A 13,311-nucleotide genomic window follows, 5' to 3' on the forward strand; every position below is an offset into this window, starting at 1 on the left:
ATAACGTCTTAGCCCGTCATCCGTTGCGTCATTACGCGATCCGTTTGCGATAACGCCGCACGCCGATCAACACAATGGCAATCAGACCGAGTAGACCGGCGCCGATCCAACTGAGCAGGTCGTAACTGAGCAGCGGTTTCTCGATGCGCCAGTAACCGGGTTGATTGAACACTTGGCGCATGGCCTGGTTGGTCTGGTCCAGGCTCACGGCCTTGATGCGTTTGACCGGGTCGCTGAAATGCCCGTTGTTGTAGTCACCGGAAGCGCTCCAGTAATAGTCGGCCAATGCGCTGTTGCCCTGCACGGCCCAGGCCTGGCGGGCGACGGCGGCCTGTTGCAGGCGGGCGAACACCGCCGGGTCGAGACCGTCTTTGAGCAACTGCGCCCTGAGGTCCTGGAGGACCTGTTCGGCGTTGGGGAGGTTTTCCCGCTCAAGGTCGGCATTCAGGCTGAGGAACCCGACGCCGCCAAGCACTTCGCGTTCGCTCCAAGGGCCGTAGGACAAACCGTGCTTGAGGCGCAGTTGACGGTACAGCGCCCAGTCGAGGTAGTCCTTGAGCAGGTCGTAGGTTTCGTCATGGCCGTCGTCCAGCACAGGTTCAGGGAACAACCAGTGCAGTTTGGCGCTATCGCCGACCCAGCCGTGGATCAGTTCGCGGTGGGCGGCGGCGGCATGCTGGATTTCCGGGAGTGCCGGGTGTTCCGTGGGTTCGACCGGGTCGAGCTGGCCATAGGTGCGTTCCAGATAGGCCGGCAGCAGTTTGTCGAGGTCACCGACGATGATCAAAGTCATGTTGTTGGGCGCGTACCAGTTTTTGCGCAGGCTCTCCAACTGGTCGCGGGTCAGATGGTCGACCTCGGCGCGTTCGGCGCATTTGAGGCCCAGTTCGACGGCCAGTTGATTACTGGCGGTGTGGCCCAGGTCCTGGCGGTCCAGCAGGCGTTGCAGGTGTGAGTAATGGCCGCCGTCTTCGCGCTCCACCACTCGCTTGGCCGCGTCGATATTGGCGTCGGTCAGTTCGGTGCGGGTGATGATCGCCAGCAGCAGGTCCAGCACCTTGCGCTGGTTTTGCGCGGGCGCTTCGATCACGAAGGTGGTGTCGGCGTTGCTGGTATAGGCGTTCCACTCGCCGCCCAGCGCCTGCATGCGGTCTTCCAGTTCACCTTCTCCACCGCCGTCAATGCCACTGAACAGCAAGTGTTCCAGCAGGTGCGGCAGCTCTTTGTCCTCGCAACTGAAGTCGTCCAGGCCCACGCCCACCACCAGGCGGATCGCCACATGCCCGCGTTCGGTGCCCGGTTTGAGCAGCAATTGCAGGCCATTGGGCAAGGTGTAGCCCTCGACTTGCAGGCGGTCAAAGGCGAAGGTATGGGCAGCACCCATGAGCAGGCAGGCGAACAACAGGCGACGCATAACAAGCTTCCTGGCGAGTGAGGTCAGTTTTAACTGACTTCACGGGCCATAGTACGTTCAGGGCGAATGTGTGATGTCGGCAATATCTTCGGCGGAGAGCGCGCCGGTGTCGGACGTTTCCAACACTACATAAGCACTGCTGCAAAACAACGAGTTGAGGCGTTTCATGTCCGCAATCAGCTCCAAGTGTAGGGAGCTGGTCTCCAGGCTCTGTACAATTTTTCGCTGCAGGCGACTCACGTGGGCGTGGGCCAGGCGCCGTTCCTGGGCGCGGAAGCGGCGTTTTTCGCGCAGCAATTGGCGGGCGCTTTCCGGGTCGGCGCTAAGGAACACTGACAGGCCCAGGCGCAGGTTGGCGATCAACTGGCTGTGCAGGCCGGTGAGTTCTTCCAGGCCCACTTCGGAGAATTGGCGACGCTGGGAAGTTTTCTGCTGCTGAACTTTGCGCAGCATGCGTTCGATCAGGTCGCCGGCCAGTTTCAGGTTGATCGACAGCTCGATGATTTCGGCCCAGCGGCGGCTGTCCTGTTCACTGAGGTCTTCGCGGGGCATTTGCGCCAGGTAGAGCTTGATCGCGCTGTACAGCGATTCGACATCATCACTGAGGCTGCGGATTTCCTGGGTGATGGCGGTCTGTTTGCCGCGTAGCACTTCCTGCATGGCGGTGAGCATGTTGTCGATCAGGTCGCCCAGGCGCAGGGTTTCACGGGCGGCGTTGGCCAGGGCCAGGCTTGGGGTGCTGAGTGCCGTCAGGTCCAGATGGCGCGGCTTGGCTTTGCCGTTGACCTCTTCACGCTCGGGCAGCAGCCAGGCGCATAGTTTTGCCATCGGGCCGATGGTGGGCAACAGGATCAGGCAACGGCTGACGTTGTAGAGCAGGTGGAAGGTGATGACCATGCCTTGAGCGCTGTAGTCCAGGCCATCCATCCACAGCACCAGCGGGTCCAGCACAGGAATGATCAGCAACAGGCCGATCAATTTGTACAACAGGCTGCCCAGCGCGACCTGGCGCCCGGCCGCGTTCTGCATGCTGGTGCTGAGGAAGGCCAGTACGCCGCTGCCGATGTTGGCGCCGATCACCAGGCCGATTGCGACATGCAAGCCGATCACGCCTGCGCCGGCCAGAGTCGCGGTCAGTAGGACAGCGGCCAGGCTGGAGTAGGAAATCATCGCGAACAAGGCGCCGACCAGGGCGTCGAGCAAGATGTCGCCGGTCAACGATGCGAACAACACTTTCACGCCTTGGGCATGGGTGATCGGCCCGGCGGCTTCGACGATCAGTTGCAGCGCAAGAATGATCAAGCCGAGGCCGATTCCCACGCGGCCCAGCTGCCCTGCCCGCGTTTGTTTGCGCGACAGGAAGAAAATCACCCCGAGAAAAATCAGCAGCGGCGACAGCCAGGACAAATCGAACGTCAGCACCCGCGCCATCAATGCCGTACCGACATCGGCGCCGAGCATGGTCGCCAGGGCGGGCATCAGCCCCATCAGGCCCTGGCCGACAAAGGAGGTCACCAGCATCGCCGTGGCGTTGCTGCTCTGCACCATGGCCGTTACCAGGATACCGGCGATAAACGCCAGCCAGCGCTTGGACATGTTCTGCCCGATGACTTGGCGCAGGTTGGAACCGTAGACCCGCAGGATGCCGGTACGGACGATGTGCGTGCCCCAGATCAGCAGGGTCACGGCGGAAAGCAGATTGAGCAAGGTCAGCATGCTCGGCCCCCCGTGTGGGTGCGCTCGAAAATGAGCGAAGGAAAGTTGCCGCGTGCCGCTCTACGTCTTGTAGTTAAGCTGTAGTTGGCGAATGGGCTCTGCGCCAGCATCGCATAGCTAAAGTGAGGATTGAAACAAAACTGTCATGAAATCAGCTTTTTGCGCATGCAAAAAAGGGGCTTATAAAAGCCCCTTTTTGTCTGGCTCGGGTTTATTGACCCGGAATGTCTTTGCGCAGTTTCACCGGGTCCTGCTGTTTTTTCTTTTTCGCGATGGCGGTGCGCATCTTGATGTTCACCGCTTCCACCGCCAGCGAGAACGCCATGGCGAAGTAGACGTAGCCTTTTGGCACGTGCACATCGAAGGATTCGGCGATCAGCACGGTACCCACCACCAGCAGGAACGACAGCGCCAGCATCTTCAGCGACGGGTGCTTGTCGATGAATTCGCTGATGGTGCCGGCTGCCAGCATCATCACCAATACCGCCACGACAATCGCCGCGACCATGACCGGGACATGGGACACCATGCCGACGGCAGTGATCACCGAGTCCAGGGAGAACACGATGTCGATGATGGCGATCTGCACGATGGTGTAGATGAACTTGCCACCCTTGCCGCCTGGCTCTTCGTGGGTTTCGTCTTCACCTTCCAGCGCGTGGTACATCTCCTGGGAGCTTTTCCACAGCAGGAACAGGCCACCGAAGAACAGGATCAGGTCGCGACCGGAAATGCCCTGGCCGAAGACCACGAACAGGTCGGCGGTCAGTTGCATTACCCAGGTGATCGACAGCAGCAACAGGATGCGCGTGACCATGGCCAGCGCCAGGCCGAAGATCCGGGTGCGCGCCTGCATATGCTTGGGCATGCGGCTGACCAGGATCGAAATCATGATGATGTTATCGATGCCCAGGACGATCTCGAGGGCCGTCAGGGTGAAGAAGGCAATCCAGATCTCCGGATTGGTCAGCCATTCCATGTGTATTCCTTTGAGCAAGTGTTAAACCGCGCAAGCTGCAGCGCCGCGCGGTTGAGTTGGTACGATTATAGAGTGCTGAACAGCGGAATAATCCCCATCAGCAAAGCGGCGACCATTATGCACAGGCACACCAGTACTGCCCACTTGAGGGTAAAGCGCTGGTGATCGCCAAACTCGATACCGGCCAAAGCGACCAGCAGGTAGGTCGAGGGTACCAGCGGACTCAACAAGTGCACCGGTTGACCGACGATCGACGCACGGCCCATTTCTGCAGCCGTGATGCCGTAGTGGCTGGCGGCTTCGGCGAGTACGGGCAGTACGCCATAGTAGAACGCATCGTTGGACATGAAGAATGTAAACGGCATGCTCACCAGCGCGGTGATCACCGCCAGGTACGGGCCCAGCGCCTCAGGGATGACGGCTAGCAGGCTCTTGGACATGGCATCGACCATGCCGGTGCCCGACAGGATGCCGGTGAAGATACCGGCCGCGAAGATCAGCCCTACCACCGCCAGTACGCTGCCGGAGTGGGCGGCGACGCGGTCTTTTTGCATCTGCAGGCATGGGTAGTTGACGATCATCGCGATACTGAACGCCACCATGAACAGCACCGGCAGTGGCAACAGGCCCGCAATCAGTGTGCACATCAGGGCAAAGGTCAGGGCGCCGTTGAACCAGATCAGCTTCGGACGTCGGGCGTCCGGGAATTGCGACACGCTGATTTCGCTGTGGTCGATCTCGTCGCCTTGCAGGTGCAATTCACCCAGGCGTGCACGTTCGCGCAGGCCGTACATGTAGGCGATCACCAGGATGGCGACGACGCCGGCGGCCATGGCCGGGATCATCGGTACGAAAATGTCCGATGGGTCCACATGCAGCGCACTCGCGGCACGGGCGGTCGGGCCGCCCCAAGGCGTCATGTTCATCACGCCGCCGGCGAGGATGATCAGGCCGGCCATGATCCGCGGGCTCATGCCGATGCGCTGGTACAGCGGCAGCATGGCGGCCACGCAGATCATGTAGGTGGTGGCGCCGTCACCGTCGAGGGACACGACCAGGGCCAGCACCGCGGTGCCGACCGAGACTTTCAGCGGGTCGCCCTTGACCATCTTGAGGATCTTGCGCACGGCCGGGTCGAACAGGCCGGAGTCGATCATCAGGGCAAAGTAGAGAATGGCGAACATCAGCATCACGCCGGTCGGCGCGAGCTTGGTGATGCCCGCGAGCATCATCGGGCCGATCTCCGGCGCGAAACCGCCGAACAGCGCGAACAGGATCGGCACGATGATCAGGGCGATCAGCGCGGACAGGCGCTTGGTCATGATCAGGAACATGAACGTGATGACCATGGCAAAGCCAAGGAAAGTCAGCATAGGAATACTCCAGGCGTAGCGCGGCTAGGGAATGGCGAACCGGGTGGGGGTCAGCGCAGAACGAAAGGCACGAGGCGTACGGGTGGAGTGGGGGCGAACAGGCGGGTACGAGCGGACATCGGGAATCACCATTGTTGTTGTTAACAGCCGGTCTGTTGCCGGCAGTGGGGGCGATCCTAGACGGGTAAGCTTTCAGCCAGCTTTCGCCGGCTGAAAGGGTGATGAAGGGTTGTTCGACGTTTCAGGGCAGTTCGAGGCCGCCCGCCGCCTTATGCAATGCCCGCAAATGCTCGCCCACCTGCTTGAGGTTGGCTTCGCAGGCGGCAATCTCGGCGGAGCGCGAGGGATCCAGCAGCGCCCTCACCTCTTTATCCAGCTCGCCGGTCAGCGATTGCAGTTGCTTCTGGCGCTCGGCGCTTTCCGATTCCAGGCGCTTGGCTTCCGAAGGTTGCGGCAGGCCATAGCCGCCGCTGCCCAGGAGTTCTGCCGGGCGGCTGAGGAAGCCGCTGTTGGCGAGGATCTGTTGCAGCGTGGCGTTGGCTTTCTCCATGCCGCCGTTTTTCAGCTCGCGGGCGCCGAGGTAGCGTTGTTTGACTTCGTCCTGGGCCAGCATCAACTGCTTGCGAAAGCTCGCCTGCTCAAGCAGCAACAATGCGGCGCTGGTGCGCAGATCGGCCTGACCGAACCACTGGCGACGCTCCTCTGCGCTGAGAGACAGCCAGTCTTCGACCTGGGTCTGTTTGATCGGCAGATGCTTGCGCAGTACATCGAACATCGCCTGGTAGCGCTCGCGGAAGGAGTCGAAGTGATAACCGAGGCGTAATGCCCTGCGTTTGTCGTCCAGTACGCTGGTGTCGGCCAGGCCGCGGGCGCTCAGTACTTCGAGCAAACCGTTGGGCGTGATGTTGTCCAGGCCAGTCAGTTGCGGGTTGGCGCTGCCGCTGCGTAACAGCTTCAGGCTCTCCACTGCACAGTTGTTGGAAATGAAGAAGTAGTTGCCGTCGTAGCTCCAGTGCATTTCGGCAGCATGCTCGACGGTGTCGTTGATTTCCTGGCGGGTCAGTTTCAACGGCACGGAGGCCAGGCCGCGCAACTCGGTCTTGGTGTACTCGTCGATCACTTGCGCCAGCGGCAGCACAAACAGGCGCGACGGGTATTTGCCGACCAGGCCGTCCCAGCTCGACAGCTGTACGTCACCGACAAATGCGCGGTAGGACAACACCAGGTGCTGGTCCAGATCCAGCCGACAATCCGGCCCGCGCGGCCGACCTGGCGCGCAGATCACCAGGCGCAACATGCTGTGGCCCCAGCGGCTCACCAGGTTCTGGTTGGCTTCGGCCAGCAGGTAGTCGATTTCGTAGACGCGCTCCGGGTCGACATGGCCCAGCGGCGTCTTGGCGAAATCGTTGCCGGCGTTCAGGAATGCGTAGGTGTTGGCGCAGGTGTCTTGATTCGGCGGCGCCCAGCCAAAGTGTTCTTTGTAGTAACGGAACAGCGAGGGGCGGCGACAGGCGTAGCTTGGGTCAAGCAGGAAGTATTCCATGTTGACTGCGACGAATTCCAAGGGGCTGGTGGTTTCGTAGATGTCCGGGCTGCGCGCGACCTGATGGTTGTTTTGTTCGCGCTCGCCACGACGGCCGACGTACTGCGGCCAGCCGGCAAGGTCCAGCAGGCGTGGGTCATCGCTGAGGGTAAAGCGTCGGTCATGCTGGCCGCGGCATTGATCCGGCAGGCCGATCAAGCCGGTGATGCTGTTCTGGCGGCTGCAGCGGTTGATCAGTGCGCGGTCTGATTTGGACCACAGGCGTGCACGGTCATAGATGTGCGTCAGTTCATGCAATACGGTGGCGAGCATTTCGCGGCGCACGGTGCCGTGGGGGCGATTGGTTTTCTGGGTGGCGGCGCTGCCGTCGGTCAGGCTGGCAAGCAGGTTGCGATTGAGGTCCAGCTCGGACACCAAGGAGGCTTGCCCGTAGGCGTTCTCGGGCATCTTGTCGGTCCAGCCGACATCAATACGCCGGTCCAACTGCTCGATGAAGCGCGGCGGCAAGGCGCGCATCGCTTCGTCGAGCAACGCCTGGCTGGCCTGCTGTTCAGCCGGGCTCAAGCCCTCGGTCTTGAGCCGCAGTTGCAGGCCGGCCTGGGCTGCGCTGGCACACAGCAGCACAACCCCGGCCAGGAGCCAGGCGGCCATTCGCCTCACAGTGCGAGGATAGCTTCGGCGAGGGTCTGGTCACTGGCGTCGCGGGCTTCCGGCAGACGGGTGCGCAGGGTGTCGAAGGCGGCTTCCAGGTGTGCGCCACGGATCTCGCCGTTGGTAGCGACGAAGCTGGCAGCGTCATCGTGGGCTTCGCGCACGACTTTGGAGTCGCGGATGGAAGTGGTGGTGTCCGAGGTGAAATCAATGGTGCGGCCAGAGGCGCGAACAATGATGTTACTGGTGGCCACCAGGGTGTGTGCCTGGGCAACGTCGGCCAACAACACCAGGCCAAGGGTGGCGGCAATCAGCGGGCTACGCATGGAATAACTCCAAATACAAAGATGGAATACAGAGATGATTATTGGACGAGAATTGCTTGCGCCAGTTCAAGGTCGCTGGCGTTAAGTTTTGGTTGGCTGTGGCGCAGATAATCCAGCGCTGACTCCAACCGTGCCCCCCGCCATTGGCCGCCAGTGGCGATAAACGCGGCAGCGTCATCCTGGGCGGCCATTATCACTTTTCTGTCGAAGGGTGCGGAAGTCACCTTGCTGGTGGCGTACGCACTGGCGACGGTGCTCTGCGTGGTCAGGTCGAAGGCCGAAGCCAAGGGCGACCAGGCGGCGCAAAGCAATACAGGAACTATTAACAGGCGGTATGAAAAAACCATGGGACTCGACAACTGAAAACGAGCGCCAAGGCTAGCGTAATGCCCGGGCGAGAGCCAGCGCCCAGGCATCAGCCCTGCATTCAGATCGCCAGGATGGCCTGGGCCAGTTGTACGTCAGTTGCGGTGTTCAGCTGCGGCGCTTGTTGGCGGATCTGGGCCAGGGCGCTTTCCAGTTTCACGCCACGGATGGCGCCTTCACTGGCTACAAAGCTGGCGGCGTCGTCACGGGCAGCGCGCACGACTTTGTTGTCGCGCAGGGACGAGGTGGCATCGGAAGTGGCGTCGGAGGTGGCCTTTAGCGCGCCGACGATGGAGTCGGTGGTCACGATGAAGCTGGTCGCGTTGGCGTTGGCTGCCAGGGCCAACAGGGCGGCGGCACTCAGCAGGCTAAGACGGGACATGGGATGACTCCTGTAGATGAACGGATAAGGTGGCGCAGGGCAGCTATTGGGGATCAGACGCCTGTACTGCGCGGTTCGCCACGTGGTGACTGGATATTAAGCCGCCGTTTATCCGTTCGGGAAGCATCTTGACTGCTTAGTCACGCCAGAACGGTTTGGACAGCTCGTTCATTCGGTCGCCGGGGCTGATGCCCAGGTCGGACAGTTCACGGCTATCAAGCTGCGACAGCTGGCGCCGTTCATAGGCCTGGCGCAGCCATTTGGCCACGGTCGAGGCCGCTTGGCGTAACAACCGTTTATAGCGGGGGGACGGCGTATCCATGGCGAGCACCTTTCATGAGGTCTTGGAGCACCATGTTGAGCGAGGGGATGTGACCGATACAGATACACTGAAGTTAAATTGTACTGCTTAGCTGTTGTATTTTTTAAACTGTACCTGTCGTCGAATCATGCCACTGTTTTCCGGTTGAAAACCCAAACCCCGAAAACAACAAAGCCCGCCTCCGGTTTCCCGTGGCGGGCTTTGCTTTGACAAATCAGGGTGCTGGCGGTGGATCCGGTAGGTCAGGGCCAGCGAGCGCTAAATCAGCGCCAGAAAGGCTTGCTCAGCTCTTCGTAGCGTTGAGCTTCGCTGATGCCTGCGTCAGCCAGCAGACGCGAGTCCAGACGAGCCAGTTGGTGGCGGCTGGAGATGCGGCGCTGCCACAACATCAGGTTGGCGATAACGCGCAGAGGCAGGGAGGCCTGGGTGTTTACAGCTTTTTCTTCGAAGAACAGATCGGAACTGAGTGTACGTTCCATGGTGACATCCTTCCGCTTGTGGCGGGATTAGGTAGTGGTTTAACTGATGCCAATGATCCTCTTCCGGCGCAAGACTCTCTAGATACAGTTCACCTGTATTGTGAGGGGCCAGTTAACTGTTTATAGGGGCTGTACTGTACGGAAATGGGGCAACTGTACCTGTCCGCACTAAAGTAGTGCGAAATGGGCATTTTTGAAGTGGGGTGTGGGATATTTCGGTAGGAATTGACCGGTACAGCAGTACAGTTTTTTCAAGAAATGCCGGCGGAGATGTCGAGCTGATGAAACTGTGTTTGCATCAGCCCGGATCTGTATCAATTACGCCTTGAGCATATGCCCGGATTCTTCCAGGTTGATGTGCCAGCTCAGTGCATCACGCAGGATGTGCGGCGTGTGCCCGCCGATGGCGCAGGCAGCGTTGAAGTAACTGTTCAGGGCGTCGCGGTAGGCGGGGTGCACACAGTTGTCGATGATCACCCGCGCCCGTTCCCGTGGCGCCAGGCCACGCAGGTCCGCAAGCCCAACCTCGGTGACCAGGATGTCGACGTCATGCTCGGTGTGGTCTACATGGCTGACCATCGGCACCACACTGGAAATCGCCCCGCCCTTGGCAATGGACTTGGTAACAAAGATCGCCAGGTGCGCATTGCGTGCAAAATCCCCGGAGCCGCCAATACCGTTCATCATCCGTGTGCCACAGACATGGGTGGAGTTGACGTTGCCGTAGATGTCGAACTCCAGCGCGGTGTTGATACCGATGATGCCCAAGCGACGCACCACTTCTGGGTGGTTGGAGATCTCTTGCGGGCGCAGCACCAGTTTGTCCTTGTACTTCTCCAGGTTGCCGAACACGTCGGCATTGCGACGTTCAGACAGGGTGATCGAGCTGCCCGACGCGAAACTCAGCTTGCCCGCGTCGATCAGGTCGAAGGTCGAATCCTGCAACACTTCCGAATACATGGTCAGGTCTTCGAATGGCGATTCGATCAGGCCACACATCACCGCGTTGGCGATATTGCCGATGCCGGCCTGCAACGGCCCGAGTTTGTTGGTCATGCGGCCGGCGTCGACTTCCTGCTTGAGGAAGTTGATCAGGTGATTGGCAATGCCTTGGGTGTCGCTGTCGGGCGGCGTCACGGTCGAGGCGGAATCGGCCCTGGTGGGTGATAACGATGGCGGCGATCTTTTCCGGAGGGATCGGAATCGCAGTGCTGCCGATCCGGTCATCGACCTTCACCAGTGGGATCGGCGTACGGGTTGGCCGGTACGTCGGGATATAGATGTCGTGCAACCCTTCCAGGTTCGGATTGTGCGCCAGGTTGATCTCGACGATCACCTGCTTGGCGAAAATTGCAAAGCTGGCCGAGTTGCCCACAGAGGTTGTCGGCACAATATGGCCTTGCTCAGTGATTGCGACCGCCTCAATCACGGCAATGTCCGGCAGCTTGAGTTGGTTGTTGCGCAGTTGCTCGACGGTTTCCGACAGGTGCTGGTCGATAAACATCACTTCGCCGGCGTTGATCGCCTTGCGCAAGGTGCTGTCGACCTGGAACGGCATGCGTCGCGACAGCACGCCCGCTTCGGTCAGTTGCTTGTCCAAGTCATTGCCCAGGCTGGCACCGGTCATCAGGGTGATTTTCAGCGGCGAGGTCTTGGCGCGCTCGGCCAGGGCGTGGGGGACGGCCTTGGCTTCACCGGCACGGGTGAAGCCGCTCATGCCGACGGTCATGCCGTCCTCGATCAGTGCGGCGGCGTCTGCCGCGCTCATGACCTTGTTCAACAACGAAGGCAAGCGGATACGATCACGGTACATGGATTGTTATCTCAGGCTACGGAAGCAAGGTGCGCAGTTTAGTGATTTCAAAAAAATTCGGCCCGCTACCATGGTCGAATGCCAGGCAGCGATTTAGAGCCTTTGGTCGGGTTTCATGCGGTCATAAAAAACCCCAGCCTACTGGAGGCCGGGGTTTCGAGTATTGCGCTGAAGCAGTGTTACTCGACGGCTTTGACCATGTCTTCGATGACCTTCTTGGCATCACCAAAGACCATCATGGTCTTGTCCAGGTAGAACAGCTCGTTATCCAAGCCGGCATAACCACTGGCCATCGAGCGTTTGTTGACGATGATGGTCTTGGCCTTGAAGGCTTCGAGGATCGGCATTCCCGCGATCGGTGAGTTCGGATCGTTTTTGGCTGCCGGGTTGACCACGTCGTTCGCGCCCAACACCAGCACCACGTCGGCCTGGCCGAACTCGGAGTTGATGTCTTCCATCTCGAACACCTGGTCGTAAGGCACTTCGGCCTCGGCGAGCAGCACGTTCATGTGGCCAGGCATACGGCCCGCCACCGGGTGGATCGCGTATTTCACGGTGACGCCGCGGTGGGTCAGCTTCTCGGTCAGTTCCTTGAGCGCATGCTGTGCGCGTGCCACGGCCAGGCCGTAGCCCGGAACGATGATCACGGTGTCGGCGTTGGTCAGCAGGAAGGTCGCGTCGTCGGCCGAGCCGGACTTGACCGGGCGCGCTTCTTTGGAGCCGGCTGCGGCACCCGCATCCGGTGCATTGCCAAAACCGCCGAGCAGTACATTAAAGAAGGAACGGTTCATCGCCTTGCACATGATGTACGACAGGATCGCGCCGCTGGAGCCCACCAAAGAGCCGGCGATGATCAGCATCGAGTTGTTCAGCGAGAAACCGATACCCGCCGCTGCCCAGCCCGAGTAGCTGTTGAGCATCGACACGACCACAGGCATGTCGGCGCCGCCAATCGGGATGATGATCAGCACGCCCAGCACGAACGCCAGGGCCAGCATCAGTGCGAAGGCGGTGAGGTTGCCGGTGAACATGAACGCCAGGCCCAGGCCAAGCGTCAGCAGGCCGAGCACCAGGTTCAATTTATGCTGGCCGCCAAACTGTACCGGTGCGCCCTGGAACAGGCGGAACTTGTACTTGCCTGACAGCTTGCCGAACGCGATCACCGAACCGGAGAAGGTAATTGCACCAATGGCCGCGCCGAGGAACAGTTCCAGGCGGTTACCGGCAGGGATTGCGTCGCCCAGATGTTTGACGATGCCCAGGGATTGCGGCTCGACCACCGCAGCAATGGCGATAAACACCGCTGCCAGGCCGATCATGCTGTGCATGAACGCCACCAGCTCCGGCATCTTGGTCATTTCAACGCGCTTGGCCATGATCGAACCGGCGGTGCCGCCGATCAGCAGGCCGACGATCACGTAGCCGATACCCGCTGTGGCCAGCTCAGCACCCAGTTTATAGATGAGGCCCACGGTGGTGAGCACCGCCAGCGCCATGCCGAGCATGCCGAACAGGTTGCCGCGTCGCGACGTGGTTGGGTGCGACAGGCCTTTGAGGGCCTGGATGAAGCAGATCGACGCGATCAGGTAGAGCGTCGTTACCAGATTCATGCTCATTACTTCGGCGCCTCTTCTTTTACTTTCGGGGCTTTCTTCTTGAACATCTCAAGCATCCTACGAGTCACCAGGAAGCCGCCGAACACGTTCACCGCCGCCAAGGCCACGGCCAAGGTGCCCATGGTCTTGCCCAGCGGGGTCACGGTAAGGGCGGCGGCCAGCATGGCGCCGACGATCACAATCGCGGAAATCGCGTTGGTCACCGCCATCAGCGGTGTGTGCAGCGCGGGGGTCACGTTCCAGACCACGTGGTAACCGACATAAATCGCCAGCACAAAGATGATCAGGTTGTAGATACCGGGGGAGATAAGCTCTTCCATCGTCTGAATCC

General features: G+C 60.4%; 12 protein-coding genes and 1 pseudogene. All 13 read right to left on the reverse strand.

The features are described 5' to 3' along the window. Positions 1 to 31 precede the first annotated feature (31 nt). The 13 genes and pseudogenes from AYR47_RS07565 to AYR47_RS07625 all read right to left on the reverse strand — a co-directional run bounded on the left by AYR47_RS07565 (position 32) and on the right by AYR47_RS07625 (position 13,300). The gene (locus AYR47_RS07565) at positions 32 to 1,414 is read right to left on the reverse strand and encodes a M16 family metallopeptidase (RefSeq protein WP_061434764.1); all 1,383 of its coding nucleotides are present in this window, start codon (positions 1,412 to 1,414) and stop codon (positions 32 to 34) included. Between the two features lie 57 nt (positions 1,415 to 1,471). Further along, positions 1,472 to 3,130 carry a Na/Pi cotransporter family protein gene (locus AYR47_RS07570; protein ID WP_033901536.1) on the reverse strand — a complete coding sequence of 553 codons (1,659 nt, stop codon included), beginning with the start codon at positions 3,128 to 3,130 and terminating at the stop codon, positions 1,472 to 1,474. 211 nt (positions 3,131 to 3,341) lie between these two features. Next, complete coding sequence (locus AYR47_RS07575; RefSeq protein ID WP_033901535.1) at positions 3,342 to 4,109, reverse strand: TerC family protein; 768 nt, start codon at positions 4,107 to 4,109, stop codon at positions 3,342 to 3,344. Between the two features lie 65 nt (positions 4,110 to 4,174). Beyond that, complete coding sequence (locus tag AYR47_RS07580) at positions 4,175 to 5,482, reverse strand: CitMHS family transporter (protein ID WP_016978810.1); 1,308 nt, start codon at positions 5,480 to 5,482, stop codon at positions 4,175 to 4,177. A 241-nt stretch (positions 5,483 to 5,723) separates the two neighbouring features. Continuing rightward, a complete protein-coding gene (locus tag AYR47_RS07585; protein WP_033901534.1) occupies positions 5,724 to 7,685 on the reverse strand; it encodes a DUF7844 domain-containing protein in 1,962 nt (653 codons plus the stop codon). Next, complete coding sequence (locus tag AYR47_RS07590) at positions 7,682 to 8,002, reverse strand: DUF2388 domain-containing protein (protein WP_061434766.1); 321 nt, start codon at positions 8,000 to 8,002, stop codon at positions 7,682 to 7,684. The genes AYR47_RS07585 and AYR47_RS07590 overlap by 4 nt, the downstream gene beginning before the upstream one ends. A 38-nt stretch (positions 8,003 to 8,040) precedes the next feature. After that, positions 8,041 to 8,349, reverse strand: a complete 309-nt coding sequence (locus tag AYR47_RS07595) for a DUF2388 domain-containing protein (protein WP_033901543.1) — start codon at positions 8,347 to 8,349, stop codon at positions 8,041 to 8,043. Positions 8,350 to 8,429: 80 nt separating this feature from the next. Continuing rightward, a complete protein-coding gene (locus tag AYR47_RS07600) occupies positions 8,430 to 8,750 on the reverse strand; it encodes a DUF2388 domain-containing protein (protein WP_033901533.1) in 321 nt (106 codons plus the stop codon). Positions 8,751 to 8,886: 136 nt separating this feature from the next. After that, a complete protein-coding gene (locus tag AYR47_RS07605; protein WP_033901532.1) occupies positions 8,887 to 9,072 on the reverse strand; it encodes a DUF1127 domain-containing protein in 186 nt (61 codons plus the stop codon). 263 nt (positions 9,073 to 9,335) lie between these two features. Next, on the reverse strand, positions 9,336 to 9,551 hold the full coding sequence (locus tag AYR47_RS07610) for a DUF1127 domain-containing protein (protein ID WP_010168694.1): 216 nt from the start codon (positions 9,549 to 9,551) through the stop codon (positions 9,336 to 9,338). 318 nt (positions 9,552 to 9,869) lie between these two features. Continuing rightward, a pseudogene (locus AYR47_RS07615) lies at positions 9,870 to 11,364 on the reverse strand (acetyl-CoA hydrolase/transferase family protein). Positions 11,365 to 11,543: 179 nt separating this feature from the next. Next, positions 11,544 to 12,980 carry an NAD(P)(+) transhydrogenase (Re/Si-specific) subunit beta gene (locus AYR47_RS07620; RefSeq protein WP_033901530.1) on the reverse strand — a complete coding sequence of 479 codons (1,437 nt, stop codon included), beginning with the start codon at positions 12,978 to 12,980 and terminating at the stop codon, positions 11,544 to 11,546. Then, positions 12,980 to 13,300 (reverse strand): NAD(P) transhydrogenase subunit alpha, encoded by a 321-nt coding sequence (locus tag AYR47_RS07625; RefSeq protein ID WP_003187417.1) that lies wholly within the window; start codon positions 13,298 to 13,300, stop codon positions 12,980 to 12,982. The genes AYR47_RS07620 and AYR47_RS07625 overlap by 1 nt, the downstream gene beginning before the upstream one ends. Positions 13,301 to 13,311 lie beyond the last annotated feature (11 nt).

The organism is Pseudomonas azotoformans (assembly GCF_001579805.1).
GTDB lineage: Bacteria > Pseudomonadota > Gammaproteobacteria > Pseudomonadales > Pseudomonadaceae > Aquipseudomonas > Aquipseudomonas azotoformans_A.

Excerpts from the sequence above, each read along its gene's own strand:
- AYR47_RS07565 (WP_061434764.1), bottom strand. The coding sequence starts at position 1,414 with ATGCGTCGCCTGTTGTTCGCCTGCCTGCTCATGGGTGCTGCCCATACC.
- AYR47_RS07570 (WP_033901536.1), bottom strand. The coding sequence starts at position 3,130 with ATGCTGACCTTGCTCAATCTGCTTTCCGCCGTGACCCTGCTGATCTGG.
- AYR47_RS07575 (WP_033901535.1), bottom strand. The coding sequence starts at position 4,109 with ATGGAATGGCTGACCAATCCGGAGATCTGGATTGCCTTCTTCACCCTG.
- AYR47_RS07580 (WP_016978810.1), bottom strand. The coding sequence starts at position 5,482 with ATGCTGACTTTCCTTGGCTTTGCCATGGTCATCACGTTCATGTTCCTG.
- AYR47_RS07590 (WP_061434766.1), bottom strand. The coding sequence starts at position 8,002 with ATGCGTAGCCCGCTGATTGCCGCCACCCTTGGCCTGGTGTTGTTGGCC.
- AYR47_RS07595 (WP_033901543.1), bottom strand. The coding sequence starts at position 8,349 with ATGGTTTTTTCATACCGCCTGTTAATAGTTCCTGTATTGCTTTGCGCC.
- AYR47_RS07600 (WP_033901533.1), bottom strand. The coding sequence starts at position 8,750 with ATGTCCCGTCTTAGCCTGCTGAGTGCCGCCGCCCTGTTGGCCCTGGCA.
- AYR47_RS07605 (WP_033901532.1), bottom strand. The coding sequence starts at position 9,072 with ATGGATACGCCGTCCCCCCGCTATAAACGGTTGTTACGCCAAGCGGCC.
- AYR47_RS07610 (WP_010168694.1), bottom strand. The coding sequence starts at position 9,551 with ATGGAACGTACACTCAGTTCCGATCTGTTCTTCGAAGAAAAAGCTGTA.
- AYR47_RS07620 (WP_033901530.1), bottom strand. The coding sequence starts at position 12,980 with ATGAGCATGAATCTGGTAACGACGCTCTACCTGATCGCGTCGATCTGC.
- AYR47_RS07625 (WP_003187417.1), bottom strand. The coding sequence starts at position 13,300 with ATGGAAGAGCTTATCTCCCCCGGTATCTACAACCTGATCATCTTTGTG.